Here is a 21,302-nt window from a genome sequence, read left to right as displayed (position 1 = left end):
ACGATGCGCGAGGCAGCGTTGGAGCCAACGGCGGAGAAGGGGAGGTGGGCGGTCTGCAATGAAGCTACGCTCGCCGAACTCGAAGACCTGCTTGGACGCGACCACTTGATGCAGCTTCTGTCCCTGCTCATCGTCGAGATCCGAATCCGGTTTCGAGCCGGGAACGACGATCGGATCGCCATCGGGCAGGACGCCCATGCACTCCTGGCATCGAGTGGGGCTCTCGGCTTCGTCGACCTCTCGCGGTGCTGTTCGGCGATCGCTCAAGCTTGCCTCAATGGCGGTGATATCGACGTCCCGCTGCAGGAAGGCCGGGTCGCCGCCAAGCGCGCGCTCGACGCGCTCGCCGTGTTGGGTGCATACGGGTGACAGCACTTTCGCGTCTTCCGAACACCTCACCGCAATGGTCCGTGGCGCCGAAGACACACCCGTCGGAGGAGAGGAGCACGGAGTTTTTTCGTCGCGCAGCTGCCGCATTTCAGGTGCGACACAGGGTATCGCGCCGGTCACGAGGTCGTTTCGTTGAATTGAGGTGCTCAGCGTCACACGCCGCGACTGGATTTCAGCCTTTGAAACACCCCGTCAAGGTTGACGGAACCTTCGCTTAACCCGCTCGACCTACATAGGTCCTACCACCAAACGACCCCGCTGGGACGCTCCGGAACCGGACACCCCGCCCGAGGAGACCACGACCATGTCGATGACCGCGCGCTTTCGCGTGTTTCCGCTCGCGGCGGCCCTTTGCGCCGCGCTCAGTGTCGCTGCCTGCACAAACGACAAGGATCTTGCCGACGCTTCGGGCTTCGCAGGAGGCGCCAATACGCCGGGCAGCGCACAGGACTTCGTCGTCAATATCGGCGACCGCGTCTTCTTCGAATCGGATTCGACCGATCTGACGCCGACCGCCACCGCCACCCTCGACAAACAGGCCCAGTGGCTGCAGCGCTATCCCCGCTACACCTTTCTGGTCGAAGGCCATGCCGACGAACGCGGCACCCGCGAGTACAACTTCTCGCTCGGCGAGCGCCGCGCCCAATCCGTCAAGGATTACCTGTCTTCGCGCGGCCTCGCCGCCGGACGGATGCGGACGGTTTCCTATGGTAAAGAGCGCCCGGTCGCCGTGTGCAACGACATCTCCTGCTGGTCACAGAACCGCCGCGCCGTGACCGTCCTCGACCGGGGCGCCGGCTCCTGAGAACGTAGGTTAGCCATTACGGGTGCGGCCCACTTTTGCTGCGTCCAGGCACATCTGCTATCGGCGGGGCGCTGCCGATGCATCCTCGTCCGATCCGACCACAGGTGCCGATTCCCATGCTCCGCCGCCTGCTCATCGCGTCCACGTTTCTCACGTTCCTGTCTCCCTTGACCGTCGGCGGTTCGGCGGCGGCCCAGGATGCGTCGGAATTTGTCGTCCGTCTGAATCGCATCGAGAACCAGTCACGTCAGATGGCTGGTCAGATCGAGACGCTGCAATACGAGAATCGCCAGCTCAAGGAACAGCTTCGCAAGTTCCAAGAGGACGTCGAATATCGCCTGCAGGAAGGCAAGGGTGGCGCTGGAAAGCCCGCCGCATCCCCGTCAGGTACCAATCCCGGTCAAGCCAAGCCACAGAAGCGCAGCGATGCCTTCAACCCGGATCAGAATCCGGGTCGTCCCGGCGGGCCGATGCCGCTCGGCACGACTATGCCGTCGGCTGCCATCGCGACCGCACCACCGTCTCGGGGACCGAGTGTGCCGCCCACCGTGGTCGATGCCGATGACGAAGAGCCTGGCCTGTCGCCTCCAGGCCTAGGTGGCCCCGTCGACCTCACGCCCCCGTCGCGCGTTCCTACGACGGGCGCTCTCGCGAGCCCGTCGCGCCCGATGACCAGCGTGGCCGCCACCACGACAGGCGATGCACGGGCGGATTACGAGACGGCTTACGGCTACATCACCGGACGCCATTACGAACAGGCGGAGATGAGCCTACGCCAGTTCATTCAATCGCATCCGCGCGACGCGCAGGTGCCGTCGGCGACGTACTGGCTCGGTGAGAGCTACCTCCAGCGCAACCGCAACCGCGAGGCGGCCGAGCAGTTTCTGAAGGTCTCCACGGATTACGCGCGCTCGCCCCAGGCGCCGGATGCGATGCTGAAGCTTGGAATATCTCTGAATGCACTCGGCGCACGGGAACAAGCCTGCGCCACTCTCGCCGAACTGGAGCGGAAGTTCCCGTCCGCAGCGCAGGGTGTCCGCCAGAGCGTGGTTCGCGAGCAGAAACGCGCCCGCTGCGCCGCTTGAATGCCACCCCAGCGGGTGACGGGATCGACGCGACGCTTGTCGCGGCGCTGAAGCCCTATCTCGAAACTCGCAACCTGCTCATCGCAGTTTCCGGCGGACCGGACTCCACGGCTTTGATGCATGCAGCCGCCCGGTCCGGGGCGGCGCATCCGATCCAGGTCGCGACGGTGGATCATCGTCTTCGGGCGGAGGGAGGCGTCGAGGCCCGGAACGTCGGGATCACTGCGCAGGCGCTTGGTTTGAGGCACCACATCCTGACCTGGGACGGCGACAAGCCTAGCCGGGGTATTCAAGCCGCCGCACGCCAGGCGCGCTACGCCCTCCTGGCGGAATGCGCGACGGGGATCGGCGCGGACACAATACTGACGGGCCATACAGCTGACGATCAGGCAGAGACCGTGCTGATGCGGCTCCTCGCCGGAAGCGGTCCGGCTGGTCTCGCGGGTATGCGGCGCGACCGGGAGCTTGCACCGGGCCTGCGCCTAGCAAGACCCTTCCTCCATATTCCAAAGGCGGATCTCATCGCCTACTGCTCGGCTCATGGGCTGGCATACGCGAGCGATCCTTCGAATGTGGATGAGCGCTTCGCACGTGCACGTTTACGCCGACTGATGCCCGACCTCGCAGCGGAAGGTCTCAACGCCGAACGGCTCTGCCGTCTGGCGGCCCGCATGTCTCGCGACGAGAACGCGTTACGCGATGCAGCGCAGTCCACCTTTATCAGGCTCCGCCTTACCGCCGATGCCGTTGTCCTGGATGGCCGCCTACTGGCCGCTCTTCCGGATGCGATCCTTATTCGCGTCGTCGACCTCGCATTGAACGAGGCCGGAGGGGGAGGGGTAGGGCGCCTGGAACGCATGGAGCGGCTCGTCTTCGAAGAGCTTCGGCCGGCCCTCACCGCAGGCACCGCCATGCGACGCACGCTTCGGGGCATCCTCGTCGAACTTGGGGCCGAGGGCGTCCTCTCCTTCTCTCCGGCACCGGCGCGACGGTCCCCATCTTAGGGACGCGCTCACCTTTCCGCCGACCGGCTTGCCGCAGGCAGGCCCGATTTACTTGGCAAGGGAGGCGGCACTGCCTACATTGCCGACATGCATCCGCGTGATCCGCCCACCAAGCGCGGGACCGGACGCCCCCAGGGATTGATCGATGAACCCGAACTTCCGCAATTTTGCCTTGTGGGTCGTCATCTTCCTGCTCGTGCTTGCCCTCGTCACCCTGTTCCAAAATCCGGGACATCGCGGCGGCGGCAGTGAGATCGCCTATAGCCAGCTTCTGAACGATGCCGATTCCGGCAAGATCCAGACAGTCGTGATCTCCGGGCAGGATGTGAGTGGTACCTATGTCGGCGGTGGCAACTTCACCTCCTATGCGCCCAACGACCCGAATCTGGTGTCGAAGCTGCAGAGCAAGGGTGTGCAGATCACCGCACGTCCCCCCTCGGACAACACGCCCTGGTTCATCCAGCTTCTCGTGAGCTGGCTGCCCATCCTAGTCTTCATCGGTGCCTGGATTTTCCTGAGCCGCCAGATGCAGTCGGGTGCCGGGCGCGCCATGGGCTTCGGCAAGTCGAAGGCCAAGCTTCTCACCGAGGCCTCTGGCCGCGTCAGCTTCGACGACGTCGCCGGCGTCGAAGAAGCCAAGGAAGACCTGCAGGAGATCGTCGAGTTCCTGCGTGATCCGCAGAAGTTCCAGCGTCTCGGAGGTCGCATTCCGCGTGGTGTGCTCCTCGTCGGCCCTCCCGGCACGGGTAAGACCCTCATTGCCCGTGCGGTGGCGGGCGAAGCCAATGTGCCGTTCTTCACGATCTCGGGTTCGGACTTCGTCGAGATGTTCGTCGGCGTCGGTGCCAGCCGCGTCCGTGACATGTTCGAGCAGGCCAAGAAGAATGCGCCCTGCATCATTTTCATCGATGAGATCGACGCTGTCGGTCGCCACCGCGGCGCGGGTCTCGGCGGCGGCAACGATGAGCGCGAGCAGACATTGAACCAGCTCCTCGTGGAGATGGACGGGTTCGAGGCCAACGAGGGCGTGATCATCATTGCGGCCACGAACCGTCCCGACGTGCTCGACCCCGCCCTGCTGCGTCCGGGCCGCTTCGACCGCCAGATTATGGTGCCGAACCCCGACGTCGTCGGCCGCGAGCGCATCCTTCGCGTTCACGTTCGCAAGGTGCCTTTGGCACCGGATGTCGATCTCAAGGTCATCGCGCGTGGGACCCCTGGCTTCTCCGGCGCCGACCTGATGAACCTCGTCAACGAATCGGCCCTGCTCGCCGCACGTCGTGGCAAGCGCATCGTCACGATGCACGAGTTCGAGGACGCCAAGGACAAGGTGATGATGGGTGCGGAGCGGCGCACCTTGGTGATGACTGAGGACGAGAAGAGGCTCACGGCCTATCACGAAGGTGGCCACGCCATTGTCGCCTTCAACGTGCCTGCCACTGATCCCGTCCATAAGGCGACGATCATTCCGCGCGGCCGGGCCCTGGGCATGGTCATGCAGCTTCCAGAGCGCGACAAGCTGTCTATGAGCTTCGAGCAGATGACCTCGCGTCTCGCCATCATGATGGGCGGTCGCATCGCCGAAGAGATGACGTTCGGCGCCGACAAGGTTACTTCTGGAGCACAGTCAGACATCGAGCAGGCGACACGTCTCGCTCGCATGATGGTGACGCGCTGGGGCTTCTCGCCTGAGCTCGGCACCGTGGCCTATGGCGAGAACAACGACGAGGTCTTCCTCGGCATGTCCATGGGCCGTCAGCAGACGGTTTCCGAGGCCACTGCCCAGAAGATCGACGCCGAGGTTCGCCGCCTTGTAGAGACCGGCCTTGAGGAGGCCCGCCGCATCCTCGGCGAGCATAAGGACGATCTCGAGGCACTGGCCCAGGGGCTTCTCGAATACGAAACCCTTTCGGGTGACGAGATTAAGAACCTGATCGCCGGCAAGCCGCCCATCCGTGATGCGGGTGATGGACCGACTCCGATCCGTGGTTCGTCCGTCCCGTCCGCCGGTCGCGGCCGGCCGCGGGACAACGAGGGCGGGCTGGAGCCTCAGCCCCAGGCGTGACGTCAGGGTGTTCGTTCTTCAGAAATATCAAAGCGGCGAGGGAGACCTCGCCGCTTTTCTTTTGATTGCCAAAGGTCGAATCGGGCGGCACCGCGGATAGATCGACCGTACGGCGAGGCGCTTGCCGGCGTGACGAGCAACGAGCAGGTGAGCGACAAGCTTCTCAGTCTCGACCCGGCTTTCGATCCGCTGGCTTATTCGTTCGAGACGTGCGGCCCGCTCTTCGACGCGCGTTCGGACCGGTTCTGGCAGTCAAACATGGCGTCTTGGTAGTGTGTCGAGCTTTACTATTTCAGCATTGGCAAGCAGATCGAGGGTGCTGTCCTCGTCTGGCTGATCATTGCTGTTTCACAGGCCTTCTGACGCGCGACGAGGGATGAGCTAGGCTCCCGCCCGGCCACCATTCGTTTGCCATGCTTCGATACCATTCAGCGAGGTGAGACCCGCTATGATGGGCTGTGACGATCGGGATTGAAGAACGTGCGTAAGTATTTCGGCACAGACGGCATCAGAGGCCGTGCCAACGGGGTGATCACCCCTGAACTGGCCCTTAAGGTGGGGCAAGCGGCAGGATTGGTCTTCCAGCGGGGCGATCACCGCCACAGGGTCGTGATCGGCAAGGACACCCGCCTGTCGGGCTACATGATCGAGACAGCTCTCGTTGCCGGGTTCACTTCGGTGGGCATGGACGTGATGCTGCTCGGCCCCATGCCGACGCCGGCCGTGGCCATGCTCACCCCCTCGATGCGCGCCGATCTAGGGGTTATGATCTCGGCGTCGCACAATCCGTTCGAGGATAACGGCATCAAGCTCTTCGGTCCCGATGGATTCAAGCTGAACGACGATGTCGAGCGCGCCATCGAAGCCTTGATCGACGGGGAGTTGCACAAGAAGCTCGCCGGCTCACGCGACCTCGGCCGCGCCAAGCGGATCGAAAGCGTGCATGCTCGCTACATCGAATTTGCCAAGCGTACGCTGCCGCGCAACGTCACCCTCGACGGCCTACGGGTCGTGGTCGATTGCGCCAATGGCGCGGCCTACCGCGTTGCGCCGGAGACCCTTTGGGAACTCGGAGCGGAAGTGATCGCCATCGGCGTCGATCCCGATGGCTTCAACATCAACCACGATGTCGGATCCACGGCTCCCGCCGCCCTTGCCGCCAAGGTTCGGGAATTGCGGGCGGATATCGGCATCGCCCTCGACGGCGACGCAGACCGTGTTCTCATCGTCGATGAGAAGGGCCAGTCGGTGGATGGAGACCAACTGATGGCTGTCGTGGCACGGTCCTGGAAGGACGACGACCGCCTGACACAGCCCGGCATCGTCGCGACGATCATGTCCAATCTCGGTCTCGAGCGGTTCCTCGGGGGGATCGGCCTTGGTCTCGCCCGCACGGCGGTCGGCGATCGCTACGTCCTCGAGCACATGCGCGAGCATGGCTACAATCTCGGCGGCGAGCAGTCGGGTCACATCATCATGTCGGATTACGCCACTACCGGAGACGGTCTGGTGGCGGCACTTCAGCTTCTCAGCGTGGTCAAGCGTCAGGAGCGGCCGGTGAGCGAGGTCTGCCATTGCTTCGACCCGCTGCCGCAGATCCTCAAAAACGTGCGCTACCGCTCTGGTACGCCGCTGCAGCAGGACGCGGTCGTGACAGCCATCGCCCATGGCCGCGAGCGTCTCGGCGAGACCGGCCGCGTCGTCATACGTCCGTCGGGCACCGAGCCGGTCATTCGCGTCATGGCTGAGGGCGACGATCGAAGCCTCGTCATGGAAGTCGTGGACGACATCGTCGATGCCGTGGCGAAAGCCGCGGCCTAATCGCGCAACGCCTCCGGCGCGAGGCAGCGCCATGCCGTGAGGAGAGCGCTTCTGAGCGTCTCCTCATCGGCCCCATCCAGGGACAGGCTGGTCCAGCCACGCCGTCCCCACGCGCCGGGGACAGGATCGAACAGGTCCGGCTCGGCCTCGACCACAAAAGCCTGATGCTCGGCGGGGAACTTCAGCACAACGCGTTCCTCGTCGACCCAGAGGGTTGCGAAGATCCGCCCGCCAATGCGGAAATCGGGTTGGCCCATATGGGCGCCTTCCTCCACCCCCGGCAGCATCAGGGCGAGTGCGCGTACATCTTCAGGCCGCATGATCTCTCCGCCTCGTTACTCGCGAAAACCACCGAGGCGGCCCGCGAATGCAAGTGCCGCGATATCTCGATAGCTTCTACGAGCGTCAGTAAATTTGCGGCCCTCTAAGAACTCAGAAAGGCTAACGTTTAACGTTAAGCGCGATTTAACTCATCCGGCAGATGATGGGTTCGTCATCCAGGCTGGTGCTCCCACACCTCCGCCGAACGATCGAGTTGAAGGATCCATTATGCGCCGCTCCAAGCTTTCTGCCTTGGCGCGCTCGATCACGCTCCTTGCGAGCGTGGGAGCGCCATGCCTCGCGCAGGCCGCCGACCTGCTTCCGAGCCTGCCTCCCGAGCCGCTCCCCCCGCCGATCGAAATCGGCGGCGCATGGTACCTTCGCGGCGACGCCGGTGCTGGAATTCTCGGAGAAGGTCACACCGTCGCCAAGGACGTGACGACCCCTCCGATCCAATACAACTACAACGTGTTGAAAGATTATCTGGGCAACCAGGCTTTCGTGGGCGCAGGTATCGGCTACCAAGCCAATTCCTGGCTCCGCTTCGATTTCACCGGCGAGTACCGGTCGGAAGCGAAATGGATCTTCTACGCGGCCGAGAAGCCGAGCGGCGGGATCAATCGCACGTCCGGCAAGTTCTCCTCGGTGGTCGGCATGGCCAACGGCTACGTCGATCTCGGCACATATTACGGCGTCACTCCCTTCGTCGGCGCAGGTGTCGGCTTTGCACACCACATGTTCGGCGGCGTGACCGACAACGGCCAAGGCCTTTATCAGGGCGGCTTTGGCTCGGGCCCGGAAAAGCAGAAGCTCAGCTTCGCTTGGGCGGCCCATGCCGGTCTCGGCTATTCCATTACGCCGAACCTCAAGCTCGAGCTCGCCTATCGCTATCTCAACATGGGTTCGGCGCAAACCGGCACAATCACCTGCGACGCACCGCCCTTCTGCAAGACGGATTATCACCTCAAGGACATTGCCTCGCATGACGTGAAGGTCGGCATGCGCTGGATTCTTGGGGGCGCCGTTGCACCAGCGGTCGAATATCAGCCGCTGCCAGAACCGATCGTCCGTAAATACTGATTTTTTCCAAGGACACTACAAAGACGGCGCGGATCGGTATCCGCGCCGTCCTCTTTTGTGCGAGCACGACAGCTGGGTTAACGCCGGAGCGCGTTGTCTTTTCCAGCTCAGGACCCGTTAGGGTTAAGGCGATCATAACCTTTTAAATTCATCATCTTGGTCAGTCCCCCCCCTCGCCGGCATGCATCCGTAACATGCGCTTTCCGGCCGATGCGTCCGTGAGGATCCTGATGATTCCGCCTCGTCGATACCGCTCCGCAACCCTCGCTGCGATCCTCGCCGGACTGGCAATCGGCGCCGCCGTGCCAGCCGTTGCAGCGGACCTTCTTCCGCCGCCACCGCCTCCGCCGGCACCCGCCCCGGTCCAGATCGGCAGCGGATGGTACCTCCGTGCCGATTTCACCGAGAGCTATTACGATCATCCCAAGGATGCGACGCTGGTCGAACCGGGCACACCGCCGCTCGTACGACTGCGCCTCAGTCATCAGCCAGGCTATGGTGGCGGCATCGGCTACCGCTTCAACAACTGGCTGCGCATGGACGCCACCATCGACCAGCGCCTTCCCAGCCGTTTCACGACCTACTCGTCCGGCTCGAACTTCGCGAACGGATACAACGTCGAAGCCGGCAAGCTCGACGTGCTGACGGCCCTCGTGAACGTCTATGCGGATCTCGGCACCTGGTGGGGGCTCACCCCCTATATCGGCGGAGGCATCGGTATCGCGCAGAAAGACTTCCGCAACGCCTATACCCAAACCACCTGTACCGTTCCCGTGCTCTGTGACGGAAGCCCGGTGGTCGGGCCACGCCCCGCTGCCGCGCGTCGCAACGGTTCGGTCACGTCATTGGCCTGGGCACTGACAGGCGGCGTGTCCTACGAGATCGGTGCGGGCTTCGCGATCGATGCGAACTACCGTTACGTCAATCTCGGCCGCGCCAAGACCGGCCTCGACGATTTCGGCTTCGGGACCCGCCTCAAGGACATCTCGGCCAACGAGGTTCGCGTCGGCCTGCGCTACAGCTTCGCTGGCGGCGCTGCTGCTTTTGGGACCGGCGGTTACGGCGGCGGCAATCCCTACGAATAGTGCACAGCCCGACACGGCAGGACCTTCGCCCGCCTTCCTATGCTCAAAGCCCGCCCGGCCCGTGCCGCGCGGGCTTTTTCGTCCTGCGACCATGACCATAGGCCTGGCCGTAACTCATGTGGCGCGAACGCAACGGAGTATTAAGGTTACGCAATCAATAACGATACTATGTTCGGAAAGAACAGTCGGGCTGCAGCCCTGAGGACGACCTCGATGCGTACCGTCACCCTTGCTCTCCTGACCGGCATCACACTCGGATGGCTGCCGACCGCCCGGGCCGCCGATCTGGACTATGGCGTGCTGCGTGGTTCCGATTACGAGCCTGCCTCAACCGAGATCGATTGGAACGGCGGATATTTCGGCGGGCATGCGGGATACAGCTCGGCCGCGCTGGGCTTCAACAATGCGTTTCAACCCATTGTCGCAAGCGCGCTCAGCCAGACTTACTTCGAGAACGAGATGCATGCCTCTGGATTGCTCCAGACGCATTCAACCCGGACGGAAGGCGCCAGCTATGGAGCCTTTGCGGGATGGAATTACCAGTTCGACGAGACCGTCATCGGCATTGAGGTGGATTATACAAGCTTCGGCAGAACCGGCGCGAGCAACAATTACATTTCTCGTTTCATGGTTGGAACAGATGGCTTTTTTCGCTCCGTCGGCCTCGAAGGCACGTCCTCGACGCGAATTGAAGATTTCGGCACGATCCGGGCCCGTGCCGGTTATACAATGGGTGCCTTTCTCCCGTTCGTAACGGGCGGACTGGCCATCGGCCGCGCACAAATCGCAGATCAAGTAAAAGTTCAGGCCGCAGAATACGACCAAACCACGTATCGTGCCAATCTCGGCCTCAGCGATCCTAGGCAAGCCGCCGTCGTCAGCCACAGTGGTTATAGCAGCTTCAATGCCCAAAACCCCGGTCGATCAACTCTGGCAGCGCCCATCACCTACGGAAGCAGTAAAACAAAGGTCGTTGGCGGCATCGCACTGGGCGCAGGCCTGGAATACGCGTTGACGCAAAACATTATTCTGCGTGGGGAATATCAATATGTCCTCTTTAACGACTTTGATGGCCACAAAGTCAATCTGAACACCGTCCGCGGCGGCGCGGCCGTGAAGTTCTGAGACTCATACAAAATCTGGTGCGTTAAGGGCTTCATCGCATCATCTGCTGCAAAGTCCGCCAGCATTTTGAAACGGACTCCGCACGATGAACCGAACCAACCTCTCCGTCGGTGCCGCGATACTCAGCCTCGTATCCATTTCAGGAGCCGAGGCAGGAGGCCGCCACATTGCCGTCGATGCTGTGTACCAAGGTCCGTATGTTCAGCGGCACGGCGCGATGTTGCCGCCGCAGATTTCCTATCGTGATCCTCGCTACCTGCCGGCGCCGCGCTTGGTGAGAACCATTTACGGCCCGCCAGTCGTCCTGGGTCTTGTTCCCCCGCACAACCCCAACGCACCGGTCCATAACGAACCGCCGCCGCGCTTCTCGCAGGACTGACCAACGTCAGCTTTCGAGTTCGCTGTCCCAGTACAGGTAATCCAGCCAGGTGTGATGGTACTCGCGGTGGTCGAATTCCGGTTGGCGGCGATGGAGCTCGTGCCGCGTCGGCCGGTGGGGTTCATGCAGGAGCGGCATCTCCGCTTCCGCCGGAGTACGGTTCGCCTTGCGCAGATTGCAGGGTGAGCAGGCGGCGACGACGTTCTCCCAGCTCGACAATCCGCCGCGTGAGCGCGGAATGACGTGGTCGAAGGTCAGCCCACCGGAAGGCATCCGAAGTCCGCAATACTGACAGGAGAAGGTGTCGCGCAGGTAGATGTTGTAGCGGGTGAAGGCCGGACTGCGCGCCAGCGTCACGTAGTTCTTGAGGGCAACGACGCTGGGGACCCTCAAGGCGCGGCTCGGTGACCGGGCTTCGACATCGTAGCTGGCCACCAATGTGACCCTGTCGAGGAAGAGGGCGGTGAAAGCGTCCTTCCAGGACCATAAGGACAGCGGATTATACGAAAGCGGCCGGTAATCCGCATTGAGGACGAGCGTTTGGAGATCCAGCATGGCGCTACTCTCTTGACGGATCGACGAAGGGACGACGCAGCACGTTACGGCGCGGCATCGTCCCCGGATGATGAAAGATCGGTGGTCCCGGCAGTTCGGTCTTCGACTTTGGCATCCGGCGAACAAATCTCGGTCGCCGGACCCGCACAGGATGCGAAGAGAACAGATGATCGGGGAGGGCGGACCGGCCTGGGCTTAGCCAAAAGCGGTCGCATCGGGCGGGAACGCCCGGTTTGTGGCGAGGCACATCGACATGGACGGCCAACGCCACCTCCTCGCGTCGATACGAAAAGGCTCTGTCCATTGCGCGTTAGTCTAATATCAGCATGACACGCTTGTGAAGGTTGCCCGGTCGATCCGCGACGTCGCGGCCCACAATCTTTCGGGCTGCCTCGGCGAATGATGTGTCTGCGGCACCCTTTCGCCCCATTGATCGGCCATCCGACAATCTGATTTTTGACCCGCTGCCACCTACGGCGCGTGTTGTGCCTTCGCTGATGCTCCCATCATGGCCACGGCGCTTGCCGGAGATGGGCCTGGAAGCGATTGGCCCGCGCACCGGGGTCTGCGTGCCGACGCCAGAGGGGCGGTCGGCCCAAGCCGACGAAAGGAACGACATGGAACTGGGATTCATGAAGGGCAGAATGCGACATGCAGCGCTCCTTGCCGCGTGGATGGGTGCTTCCTTCCTGACTCCCATTCCGGTTCTGGCGCAGGCGGCGCCCGTCGCCCCCGCGCAGACGGAGCCGGCAAAGCCGGCGCCCGCTACCGTCCCACCCGCTGCGGCGGCCCCCGCGCCGGCCGCGAAGCCGCCCGTGCCGAAACAGGCAGTCTCTGAGGCGATCCAGAATGTCCGCGACCGGCTCGACGAGGCGAAGGCCAATCTCGATGAGCGTGAGAAGCTGCTCGCCGGCCGCAACGTCGATTCCGCCAACCTGCTCAAGGCACGCGAAGGCCTCGACGCCATCGCCGACCGGATCCGTCAGATCATCGATGCCACCACGCCGCGTCTCGAAGCGGCCCGCGAGCGCCTGACGCAGCTCGGCCCGAAGCCGAAGGAAGGCGAGGAGGGCGAGGACGTCGCCAAGGAGCGGGGCGAGCGCGAGCATGCGGTCGCCGAGATCGACGAGACGCAGCGGCTGGCGAAATCGCTTCTTGTGCAGAGCGACCAGATCATCGACCAGATCACGAACAAGCGCAGGGCAGCCTTCACCCGCGGCCTGTTCGAACGCTCGTCGGCACTGGTGAATCCCGACCTCTGGATGCGTATCGCCGACGATGTCCCGCGCGACATCCGGGCTCTGCAGGCCGCCGTCAGTGATATCGCTGGCCTGTTCGGCCGCAACGGATCGATCTGGAATCTTCTTCTGCTCGGGGTCGCCCTGGGCATCTCCGTGGCGCTGTATTTCGGACGCCGAAACATTGCCCCGCGTCTCGGGCGGCGCAGCCAGAGCGTCGTCGACCCGACGCAGCGCATGAAGCTGATGGCGGCCTGGCGCGTCTTCCTCCTCGGCACCGTACCGGCGGTGGTGGGAAGCTACGCCGTCTATTACGCCCTGGATTCCACGGACCTGCTGCCGCAGCGGCTGATGCCGGTGGCCGGCGCCATCCTCGGCGGGCTCGCTTTCATCGCCTTCGTAGAGGCGCTTTGCGACGCACTGCTGTCGCCGGAAAAACCGTCCTGGCGTCCTGCTCCGCTCAGCGATTCGACCGCGTCGCGGTTGACGCGGCTCGCCGTCGGCATCGCCACGGTAATCACGGTGGTCAAATCCATCGAGGCGCTCAATTCCGGCATCTACGCCGCACTATCGATCTCCATCGCCACCCGTGGCATCGGCGCCCTCGCCACCATCCTGATCCTCGCCATCGGGTTGCACCGCTTCGCCGACACGGCGGATAAGGAGGAGGCCTGCTTCGGTCCCTACGTCGCGCCGGAATCCACCACGACGATCGGCGGTCCGGCGCGCCTCCTCGGATGGGCTGCCGTCATCGTCATCGGCATCGCGCCCCTCGTCGGCTATGTCGCCTTCGCCGCCTTCCTCATCGACCAGCTGGTCTGGACGGCGTGCCTCATCGCGCTGCTTTACCTGCTCATCACGAGTGCCGACACGTTCATCGGCGGTACGCTGAAGGACGAGACCCGCTTCGCCACAGCGCTTCAGGCCAATACCGGGCTACGCAAGCGCTCGATCAACCAGATCGCCGTTCTGTCGACCGGTCTCGCCCGAGTCGTTCTGATCCTGGTGGCCGCCTTGCTGGCGCTCGCGCCCTGGGGCCTCGATTCCACCGACGTCTTCACCTCCGTGCGCAGCGCCTTCTTCGGCTTCAAGGTCGGAGACGTGACGATCTCGCTCTCCACCATCGCGTATGCGGTGGGACTTCTCGTCATCGGCGTGGTCATCACGCGCGCAGTCCAGCGCTGGCTGGAACAGACCTACCTCCCGGCCACCGATCTCGATGCGGGCCTGCGCAACTCCATCTCCACCATCACCGGTTATTGCGGGTTCCTGATCGCCCTCGCGCTCGCCTTCTCCTATCTCGGACTCAGCCTCGAGAAGCTGACTATCGTCGCCGGTGCGCTCTCCGTCGGTATCGGTTTCGGCCTCCAATCCATCGTCAACAACTTCGTCTCGGGCCTGCTGCTGCTGTGGGAGCGACCGATCCGCGTCGGCGATCAGGTGCTCATCGGCGACAGCGAGGGCATCGTGAAGCGCATCTCCGTGCGTTCCACCGAGATCCAGACCTTCGACCGTTCGGCGGTGATCGTGCCGAACTCGAACCTGATTTCGGGTATCGTGAAGAACCGCGTTCGCGGCGATCGCACCGGCCGCGTCACCATCACGGTCAACGTCCTGCGCAACCAGGATCCGGTCCGTGCCGCCGAAATGCTGGTGGCCTGCGCCGCCGCTCATCCGGATGTGCTGAAGGAGCCGGCACCACGGGTGGTGTTCCGCAAGATCGGCGATCCTTTCCTCGAATTCGAACTGATCGCGATGATCGTCGATGTCAGCATGGGCCTGAAGGTCACGAGCGACCTGAACTTTTCCGTGTTTCAAGCCTTGTCCGGCGCAGGGTTCATCCCGGCTCTCGGCCCCGGATCGAGCGTCGTCACCGTCCAGGGCCTGGAGCCGGTCCAGACCGCACTCGGGCAGATCGCCGGCGTGTTCGCACAGAACCGGAGCCAGGATCGGCCGGCTCAGGCGGAGGAGGTCGATGACCGGCAGGTCAGCCCTTCCGCGAACGAGGAAGCCGAGCCGATGCGCTCGGCAACGCCCCGTGAACCGAACCGGCGTAGGAGCCCTGCGGAGGTGTCGTAGACCGACACGATCGACGACGAACGCGAGGCTTGAACGATGACGATGGGATTCCGGGTGTTCGGCCTCGCGCTTGTGGGCAGCCTCGTGCTGTCCGGTTGCGCCAAGGAAGCACCGACCACCGGCGCGCTCCCGAGCCTGTACTGGCCAATGACCACCTCCGGCGCATCGGTCGATGCGGCGACCGCGCGCGATATGATCTCGGCGTATCGTGCGCGGAGCGGCGGTGCACCCTTACGGATCGACCCGGACCTGCAGCGTCTGGCCGAAGCCGAGGCAGCCGCGATGGCGGCCGCCGACAAGCCGAGCCAGGCCCAGACGGTGAAGGTCGCGGTTCAGCGCCTCGGCTATGCGGGCGCGCAGGCGAATCTCTCGGCCGGCTATCACACCCTGGCGGAGGCCTTCTCGGGATGGCGCGACAGCCCGGCCCATAACGCCGTCATGCTGGCCCCTCGGGCGACACGCATGGGCATCGCTACGGCCTATGCTCCGAATTCAAAGTACAAAGTCTATTGGGCGCTGCTGGTCGCCGAGTGAGCTAGCCCCCTCTCAGGGCAGCTTCATCGAACGCGGCGTCGGTGCCTGCTCGCCCATGAGCGTCACCGTCACGCGCCGGTTCGATGACAGGTACGGATTGTCCGGGAACAGCGGCTCGGTATCCGCCTTGCCGGAGACCGAAGCAAAGCGATCGTCGGGCACGCCGGCGCTGGCGAGGATTTCGCGCACGCTGATGGCGCGACCTGCCGAGAGCTCCCAGGGCGGGGCAGGGGGGCGTGTACCGGGCCTATCCGTGGCGGTATAGCCTGTGACAGTGATGCGGTTGGGCAGCTTCCGAATGACGGGGGCTAGCTTCTCCAGAAGGCGCCTCGTCCGATCGTTCGGGCGGCTCGACCCGTGCGGGAACATCGTGCTGCCGTCCTGATCCACCAGCGAGAGATCGACGCCCTTCTGCGTCGGATTGACGATGATGTTCTTCGAGAGTTCCGAGATCTCGGGCATGTCCTGCATCGCCTGGCGCAGACTGGCGGCGGCAAGGCCGAACGCTTCCGGATAGCCGCTGTCCTGGATCCCTTCCGGGGCAGTCGATTCGATATCCGGCGGCTTTGGCCGATCGGTGGCCTGTTCGGGCGCGATTTCGCTGCGGTTCTTGATATGCCCCGGCGTCGGAAGGCCGTTCACTTCGATGATTCCGGAGAAACGCGATTCCCTGTTGACACCGAAGGCATCGCGCATGGAGCCGGCCACAGCCTGCATCTTCTTCTGATCTTGAGTGGAATAGGCCGCGATCATCACGAAGAAGCTCATGAGCAGCGCCATGAGATCGGCGAAAGTCACGAACCAACCGTGACCGCCATGGCCTCCGCGCTTCTTCCTGGCCACGGCCGGTTACCCTCTTCCCGTCAGGCCGCTTCCGCCGCGAGGTCGTCGCGGTGGTTATGCGGCAGGTAGGCGACCAGCATCTCGCGCACGAGGGACGAACTCTTCGAGTCGCGGATGAGCAGGATGCCGTCGATGATGAGGGAGCGGGAGACGTCCTCCTCCTCCAGCTTCACGTGTAGCTTGTCGGCGAGCGGAAGCGCGATCATGTTGGAGATCAGCGCGCCATAGAGGGTGGCGAGCAGCGCGGTCGCCATGGCAGGGCCCAGCTTCGAGGGGTCCGACATGTTGGCGAACATCGTCACCATGCCGAGAATGGTGCCGATCATGCCCCAGGCGGGGGCACAATCCCCGAAGGCGCGGTAGATCTTCGAGCCCTCATCGAGATGCATGAGGAAGTTGTCGCGGTCGCGCTCCATCGTGTCTCGGATGAACTCGCGGTCGTAGCCATCGGCGATGTAGCGGGCGCCCTGAGCCAGGAAGGGATCGGAGATCTCCATGTTCTCCAGGGCCATCGGGCCGGATTTACGCACGACGTCGGCGATCTTGGTGATTTCCTCGATGAGTTCGCGTGGTCTGATCGCCCGCATGGTGAAGGCGTAGCGCATGCCCATCGGCAGGCCGTGCATCATGGTCGCGAACGGGAAGCGGATCATCGTCGCCGCGGTGGAACCGCCGAAGATGACGATGACCGCGTGCTTGTCGAAAAAGGCGGCGAAGTTCCCGCCATCGATCATGATCAGGGTGAAGACGACACCGAAGCCGCCGAGAAGCCCGATACCGGTTGCGAGATCCATGGTGAACCCTGGTCGGCTTGCCCAGCAGCACGGAACAGGATCCGAGCGGAAAGCGACGTCTTCAGCCTTAGGCAGACGCGCTAAACGAACCGTAAAGGATAACGGTTCTCCCGGCGCATTCCTGTCATTCGCCGTTCAGGGTGGCATTGCGATAAGCCGAGCACGCCGAATGGCTTGTGATCTCCGATGACTGGGGGCCGGGCCGAAGGCGAAGGGTTGAGGGCGAAGGTTCCGGCAAAAGGGACCGCGCCGTGATTGGCATCGGAGCACACGTCGTCATGCCGTTGGTTCGTCTCTATGCGCGCGTCATGGGCCTACTGGGCGCCGATCGGCGCCTGGCAGCCCTCCTCGCTGTCGCCAATGTGGCCCTCGCGGTCGCGGCTTTCGCCGAGCCGCTGCTCATGGGGCGCATCATCGATCAGCTGACGCATCTGAAGAGCGACGGTAACGCCTTCTCGACACTGGCGCCGCTCATCGGCGCATGGGTCGCCTTCGGCCTGTTCACCATCGCGGCCGGCGTCACCATCGCACTGCATGCGGACCGGCTGGCCCATCGCAATCGTCTCGCGTCCATGGCGAATTACTTCGAGCACGTGCTCGAACTGCCCCTGGCTTTCCATTCCTCGAACCATTCCGGCCGCGTCCTGAAGGCGATGCTGGAAGGATCGAACGGCATGTTCTGGCTTTGGCTCGGCTTCTTCCGCGATCATTTCGTCGCCGTCGTGTCCCTGGCCGTGCTCCTGCCGATGACCCTGTTCGTGAACTGGCAGCTCGGCTCGATCCTAGTCGTGCTGGTGACGATGTTCACCGTGCTCACCACCTTCGTCATGCGCCGCACCGAGATGCTGCAGGGCCGAGTCGAGGCCTACCAGTCGGGCCTTGCCGCCCATGCCTCCGACGCCCTCGGCAACGTCGCCGTGATCCAATCCTTCACCCGCGCCAAGGCGGAGAAGGAGGCCATGCACGGCATCATTCGCAACCTGCTCGCGGCCCAGATCCCGGTCCTGTCGTGGTGGGCGCTCGCCAATGTCGCGACCCGCGCTGCCGCCACCCTGACCATGACGGCCATCTTCATCACGGGTATCGCCCTGCATCAGCACGGCATGGCCTCGATCGGCGAAGTGGTGGCCTTCATGAGCCTTGCCACCATGCTCGTCGCCCGCCTCGATCAGGTCGCCACCTGCATCAACGGTCTGTTCCAGCAGATGCCCAAGATCGCCGAGTATTTCGAGATTCTGGACACGACCCCGGCCGTCCACGATCGTCCCGGCGCCATGCAGGTGGCCCGGTTCGAGGGCGAGGTCTCGTTCGACCAGGTCGGCTTCTCCTACACCCCGCGTCGCAAGGCCGTGGAGAGTGTCTCCTTCACGGCGCAGGCCGGGCAGACAATCGCCCTCGTCGGCACCACAGGCTCGGGTAAGTCGACCACACTGGGCCTGCTGCACCGTGCGTTCGACCCCGATACTGGCGCGATCCGCATCGACGGTACCGACATCCGCGATATCGGCCTCGCCTCCCTGCGTCACAACATCGGCGTGGTGTTCCAGGAGCCGATGCTGTTCGCCCGCTCGATCCGTGAGAATCTCCAGGTCGGCCGTCCCGACGCCACCGATGCGGAGATGCTCGACGCCCTCGACCGTGCCCAGGCGACGGAGTTCATGGATCGCCAGTTCGACGGTCTCGACACGATCATCGGTGAGCGTGGCCGCTCGCTCTCCGGCGGCGAGCGTCAGCGTCTGTCCATCGCCAGGGCGCTGCTCAAGAATCCGCCCGTGCTGATCCTCGATGAGGCCACGTCCGCCCTGGACGCGACCACCGAGCGGAAGCTGCAGGGTGCGCTCGAAGCCGTGATGGAGGGCAGGACCACCTTCGTCATCGCCCACCGTCTGGCGACGATCCGCAACGCCGACCGCATCCTCGTCTTCCACGAGGGCCGGATCGTCGAATCGGGCACCTTCGAGGAACTCGTCGCGGAGAACGGCCGCTTCGCCGACCTCGCCCGGGCGCAGTTCATGGCCGGTGCCGACGCCTCCGAGCCCACACTCGCCCTGGCGGCCTGACGGAGAAAACCCTCCCCCCTCGTCGGGGGAGGGTCACTGCCGATCAGGCGGAGACGGGGGTGATCTCTCCGGGGATTGCGCGACCCTCATCGAGCCAACTGCGTGTATGCGCTTCTTCCGCGGACGGGAGGAAGGTTCATTGACACCCTCCTATCTGCGGGGATGGGCGTCGCCCATGTCCTCCTCGGCCCACACCTTGAACTTCGTCAGGACGTTCGTTCCGAACGTATGGGTCAGCGGGACGTCCGCCGCATCTCGTCCGCGAGCGACCAGGATACGACCACGGCGCGGGGCGTTGTTGCGCGGGTCGAAGACATGCCAGGCGCCACCGAGATAGACTTCGGCCCAGGCGGCGAAATCCCCGGGCGCATGCGGCTCGGGTTCGCCGATGAAACTGAGATAACCGGTGCAATAACGCGTCGGCATGTTCAGGCCACGGCAGAACGCCACGAACAGGTGAGCGTAGTCGCGACAGACTCCTCGCCCGACGGCAAGGGCATCGGCGGCAGTACGATCCACATTCGAATAGCCGTAGCCGAAGCTGATATGGCCGTGGACCCAATCGCAGACCGCCTGGGCGCGGGTCCAGCCGGGCGGGACATCGCCGAACAGGCGCCACGCTTCGTTCGAGAGCAAATCGGATTCGCAGTAACGGCTCGCAACCAGGAAGGGCAGGGCCTCCAGGGGCAAGTCCTCGATGGGATGCTGGATCGCTTGCGGCACGACCGGATCGAGATCGCCATCATCATCGAGCCATCCGTCCACCGAAAGGGTCACCGCCCCCGCCGGTGCCACGAGGCGGCAGCAGCGGTTGCCGAAATCGTCGATGAACACTTCGTGCGGCGTCTCCGGGCCGATGGCCAGGCTGTCCGGCTCCATCGCTCCAGCGAACCGGCTCGGATGCGCCGTCAATCGAGCGATCATCGGAGTAGGATAGGCGAAATCGTAGCCCATCTCGCAGCCGAACCTGATGCGCATTACCGTTGAACCTCCGACCGACCGTCGCGCCAGCCCTGCCGCCCTCATGCCCGCGCGAGACCGTTCGGCATAGGCCGCGAAGGTCACAGGTGGATGTCAGCATGTAGGTCGCGACACTCCGCTTCATTGCCGGCGCGCCTCGGCCTGCTTGGCCAACATCCGGGCCTGCAGCCGCTGCCGCCGTGCTGCAATGACGGTGCCATTGATTTCACCGCCGAAGAGGAACATCGCGGCTAGCCAGTAGAGGAAGACCAGGAACACCATCGCGGTGGCCAATCCGCCATAGGTGGAGGCGTAGGCGGCCGAGAACCGATCGAGGTAGAAGCCGAACCCAAGTCCGGCGAGAAACCAGAGAACCAGCGTCACGGCAACGCCGGGCAAGACCGACAGGATGGCGCGACGGCCCGCAGCCACGAATTTATGGGCGATGACCAGAACCGTGGCGAGCAGGAAGGCCGTGATCGCGATCCTCCCGATAGCCACGGTGAGGCTCAGTGGTTCGAGCCCAGGCGCCACGTTGATGACACGACGCCAGATCAGCGGTCCCAGGACGACGAGCAGCGCGAAGGCGAGCATGGCGAAGGCGCCGCAGACGACGTAACCGATGGATTCGAGGCGGGTGAGCCACCAGGGCCGGATCTCACGCAGGCCGTAAGCGCGGTTGAGCCCCACCCTGAGGCTCTCCACTCCGGAGGACGAGAAGTAGAGGGCGAGCAGCGCGCCGATGGTGAGCACGCCGCCACGTTGCTCGGTGAGCACACGGTGAACCTCACTCGCGATGGGTTTCGCCACCTCGCGCGGCCAAGCCTCGAAAATCAGGTCGCCCGCCTCGTCGGCCAGCGACTTGGTCCCAAGCAGACCGGCCAAGGCGGCGAGCAGGATCAGGAAGGGAAACAGCGACGTCAGGATCGAGAGAGCGATATGGCTCGCGATCGCCCAGCCGTCATGGGCAACGAAGCGCTGGGCGGCGAGGCTGGCGATGTTGGCACTGTTGCGGAGACGGCTCACGGCGGGTGGGGCGCTTCTCGTGACTGGGGGACTCGTCGACCCGTCTGTCTAAA

20 protein-coding genes are annotated in these 21,302 nt (G+C 63.9%); 14 read left to right on the top strand and 6 right to left on the bottom strand.

The window, feature by feature from the left end:
- Positions 1-3 precede the first annotated feature (3 nt).
- From ACYQML_RS21375 to glmM, 7 genes are all read left to right on the top strand, one after another.
- On the top strand, positions 4-369 hold the full coding sequence (locus ACYQML_RS21375) for a phosphorelay protein (protein WP_461222948.1): 366 nt from the start codon (positions 4-6) through the stop codon (positions 367-369).
- A 325-nt stretch (positions 370-694) separates the two neighbouring features.
- The gene (pal, locus tag ACYQML_RS21370; protein ID WP_018043035.1) at positions 695-1,195 is read left to right on the top strand and encodes a peptidoglycan-associated lipoprotein Pal; all 501 of its coding nucleotides are present in this window, start codon (positions 695-697) and stop codon (positions 1,193-1,195) included.
- 116 nt (positions 1,196-1,311) lie between these two features.
- Positions 1,312-2,280, top strand: a complete 969-nt coding sequence (gene ybgF, locus ACYQML_RS21365; protein WP_461233974.1) for a tol-pal system protein YbgF — start codon at positions 1,312-1,314, stop codon at positions 2,278-2,280.
- Positions 2,277-3,284: a tRNA lysidine(34) synthetase TilS gene (gene tilS, locus ACYQML_RS21360; protein ID WP_461233973.1), complete on the top strand. Its 1,008-nt coding sequence runs from the start codon at positions 2,277-2,279 to the stop codon at positions 3,282-3,284. Before ybgF ends, tilS begins: the two co-directional genes overlap by 4 nt.
- A 145-nt stretch (positions 3,285-3,429) precedes the next feature.
- Entirely contained in the window at positions 3,430-5,349 is a 1,920-nt protein-coding gene (gene ftsH / locus ACYQML_RS21355; protein ID WP_027174054.1) for an ATP-dependent zinc metalloprotease FtsH, read from the top strand.
- Between the two features lie 129 nt (positions 5,350-5,478).
- Positions 5,479-5,622: a hypothetical protein gene (locus tag ACYQML_RS21350; protein WP_461233972.1), complete on the top strand. Its 144-nt coding sequence runs from the start codon at positions 5,479-5,481 to the stop codon at positions 5,620-5,622.
- A 207-nt stretch (positions 5,623-5,829) separates the two neighbouring features.
- Positions 5,830-7,170 (top strand): phosphoglucosamine mutase, encoded by a 1,341-nt coding sequence (gene glmM, locus ACYQML_RS21345; protein ID WP_461233971.1) that lies wholly within the window; start codon positions 5,830-5,832, stop codon positions 7,168-7,170.
- Here the strand turns inward: glmM and ACYQML_RS21340 are convergent.
- Positions 7,167-7,490, bottom strand: coding sequence for an MmcQ/YjbR family DNA-binding protein (locus tag ACYQML_RS21340; protein WP_056433528.1), 324 nt, complete (start codon positions 7,488-7,490; stop codon positions 7,167-7,169). The two genes, glmM and ACYQML_RS21340, sit on opposite strands and share 4 nt — an antisense overlap.
- Before the next feature lie 229 nt (positions 7,491-7,719).
- Between ACYQML_RS21340 and ACYQML_RS21335 the strand changes: the two genes are divergently transcribed.
- From ACYQML_RS21335 to ACYQML_RS21320, 4 genes are all read left to right on the top strand, one after another.
- The gene (locus ACYQML_RS21335; protein ID WP_207411487.1) at positions 7,720-8,571 is read left to right on the top strand and encodes an outer membrane protein; all 852 of its coding nucleotides are present in this window, start codon (positions 7,720-7,722) and stop codon (positions 8,569-8,571) included.
- Positions 8,572-8,801: 230 nt separating this feature from the next.
- A complete protein-coding gene (locus tag ACYQML_RS21330; protein ID WP_461233970.1) occupies positions 8,802-9,656 on the top strand; it encodes an outer membrane protein in 855 nt (284 codons plus the stop codon).
- Positions 9,657-9,869: 213 nt separating this feature from the next.
- Entirely contained in the window at positions 9,870-10,781 is a 912-nt protein-coding gene (locus ACYQML_RS21325) for an outer membrane protein (RefSeq protein ID WP_056433768.1), read from the top strand.
- 85 nt (positions 10,782-10,866) lie between these two features.
- Positions 10,867-11,160, top strand: a complete 294-nt coding sequence (locus ACYQML_RS21320; protein ID WP_461233969.1) for a hypothetical protein — start codon at positions 10,867-10,869, stop codon at positions 11,158-11,160.
- 6 nt (positions 11,161-11,166) lie between these two features.
- On the opposite strand, the gene ACYQML_RS21315 is transcribed toward ACYQML_RS21320, so the two are convergent.
- On the bottom strand, positions 11,167-11,715 hold the full coding sequence (locus ACYQML_RS21315) for an HNH endonuclease (RefSeq protein WP_018043045.1): 549 nt from the start codon (positions 11,713-11,715) through the stop codon (positions 11,167-11,169).
- A gap of 617 nt (positions 11,716-12,332) precedes the next feature.
- Here ACYQML_RS21315 and ACYQML_RS21310 point away from each other — a divergent pair.
- Both ACYQML_RS21310 and ACYQML_RS21305 read left to right on the top strand, forming a co-directional pair.
- Entirely contained in the window at positions 12,333-15,032 is a 2,700-nt protein-coding gene (locus tag ACYQML_RS21310; RefSeq protein ID WP_405030533.1) for a DUF3772 domain-containing protein, read from the top strand.
- Positions 15,033-15,068: 36 nt separating this feature from the next.
- Positions 15,069-15,566 (top strand): CAP domain-containing protein, encoded by a 498-nt coding sequence (locus ACYQML_RS21305; RefSeq protein WP_461233968.1) that lies wholly within the window; start codon positions 15,069-15,071, stop codon positions 15,564-15,566.
- A gap of 12 nt (positions 15,567-15,578) precedes the next feature.
- Here ACYQML_RS21305 and ACYQML_RS21300 read toward each other — a convergent pair whose 3' ends face one another.
- Together ACYQML_RS21300 and ACYQML_RS21295 are read right to left on the bottom strand one after the other, a co-directional pair.
- Entirely contained in the window at positions 15,579-16,409 is an 831-nt protein-coding gene (locus ACYQML_RS21300) for a flagellar motor protein MotB (RefSeq protein WP_207411404.1), read from the bottom strand.
- A gap of 20 nt (positions 16,410-16,429) precedes the next feature.
- Positions 16,430-17,203: a motility protein A gene (locus tag ACYQML_RS21295; RefSeq protein WP_018043049.1), complete on the bottom strand. Its 774-nt coding sequence runs from the start codon at positions 17,201-17,203 to the stop codon at positions 16,430-16,432.
- A 278-nt stretch (positions 17,204-17,481) separates the two neighbouring features.
- Here ACYQML_RS21295 and ACYQML_RS21290 point away from each other — a divergent pair, with 278 nt between their 5' ends.
- Positions 17,482-19,263: a glucan ABC transporter ATP-binding protein/ permease gene (locus ACYQML_RS21290; RefSeq protein ID WP_311273984.1), complete on the top strand. Its 1,782-nt coding sequence runs from the start codon at positions 17,482-17,484 to the stop codon at positions 19,261-19,263.
- 150 nt (positions 19,264-19,413) lie between these two features.
- Here the strand turns inward: ACYQML_RS21290 and ACYQML_RS21285 are convergent, their stop codons facing one another.
- Entirely contained in the window at positions 19,414-20,241 is an 828-nt protein-coding gene (locus tag ACYQML_RS21285; RefSeq protein ID WP_461233967.1) for a transglutaminase-like domain-containing protein, read from the bottom strand.
- A 123-nt stretch (positions 20,242-20,364) separates the two neighbouring features.
- On the bottom strand, positions 20,365-21,249 hold the full coding sequence (locus ACYQML_RS21280; protein ID WP_419952056.1) for a YihY/virulence factor BrkB family protein: 885 nt from the start codon (positions 21,247-21,249) through the stop codon (positions 20,365-20,367).
- Between the last annotated feature and the right edge of the window lie 53 nt (positions 21,250-21,302).

Source organism: Methylobacterium sp. CM6244 (assembly GCF_054817885.1).
Note: the sequence above shows the minus strand (reverse complement) of the source record. Positions and strands in the feature narration are given on the sequence as shown.

Bases quoted from the DNA above. Each gene is read 5' to 3' on its own strand.
- ACYQML_RS21310 (WP_405030533.1), top strand. From the start codon at position 12,333: ATGGAACTGGGATTCATGAAGGGCAGAATGCGACATGCAGCGCTCCTT.
- ACYQML_RS21295 (WP_018043049.1), bottom strand. From the start codon at position 17,203: ATGGATCTCGCAACCGGTATCGGGCTTCTCGGCGGCTTCGGTGTCGTC.
- ACYQML_RS21285 (WP_461233967.1), bottom strand. From the start codon at position 20,241: ATGCGCATCAGGTTCGGCTGCGAGATGGGCTACGATTTCGCCTATCCT.
- ACYQML_RS21375 (WP_461222948.1), top strand. From the start codon at position 4: ATGCGCGAGGCAGCGTTGGAGCCAACGGCGGAGAAGGGGAGGTGGGCG.
- ACYQML_RS21340 (WP_056433528.1), bottom strand. From the start codon at position 7,490: ATGCGGCCTGAAGATGTACGCGCACTCGCCCTGATGCTGCCGGGGGTG.
- ACYQML_RS21335 (WP_207411487.1), top strand. From the start codon at position 7,720: ATGCGCCGCTCCAAGCTTTCTGCCTTGGCGCGCTCGATCACGCTCCTT.
- pal (WP_018043035.1), top strand. From the start codon at position 695: ATGTCGATGACCGCGCGCTTTCGCGTGTTTCCGCTCGCGGCGGCCCTT.
- ACYQML_RS21330 (WP_461233970.1), top strand. From the start codon at position 8,802: ATGATTCCGCCTCGTCGATACCGCTCCGCAACCCTCGCTGCGATCCTC.
- ACYQML_RS21315 (WP_018043045.1), bottom strand. From the start codon at position 11,715: ATGCTGGATCTCCAAACGCTCGTCCTCAATGCGGATTACCGGCCGCTT.
- ftsH (WP_027174054.1), top strand. From the start codon at position 3,430: ATGAACCCGAACTTCCGCAATTTTGCCTTGTGGGTCGTCATCTTCCTG.
- ybgF (WP_461233974.1), top strand. From the start codon at position 1,312: ATGCTCCGCCGCCTGCTCATCGCGTCCACGTTTCTCACGTTCCTGTCT.
- ACYQML_RS21325 (WP_056433768.1), top strand. From the start codon at position 9,870: ATGCGTACCGTCACCCTTGCTCTCCTGACCGGCATCACACTCGGATGG.
- ACYQML_RS21320 (WP_461233969.1), top strand. From the start codon at position 10,867: ATGAACCGAACCAACCTCTCCGTCGGTGCCGCGATACTCAGCCTCGTA.
- ACYQML_RS21305 (WP_461233968.1), top strand. From the start codon at position 15,069: ATGACGATGGGATTCCGGGTGTTCGGCCTCGCGCTTGTGGGCAGCCTC.
- ACYQML_RS21290 (WP_311273984.1), top strand. From the start codon at position 17,482: ATGCCGTTGGTTCGTCTCTATGCGCGCGTCATGGGCCTACTGGGCGCC.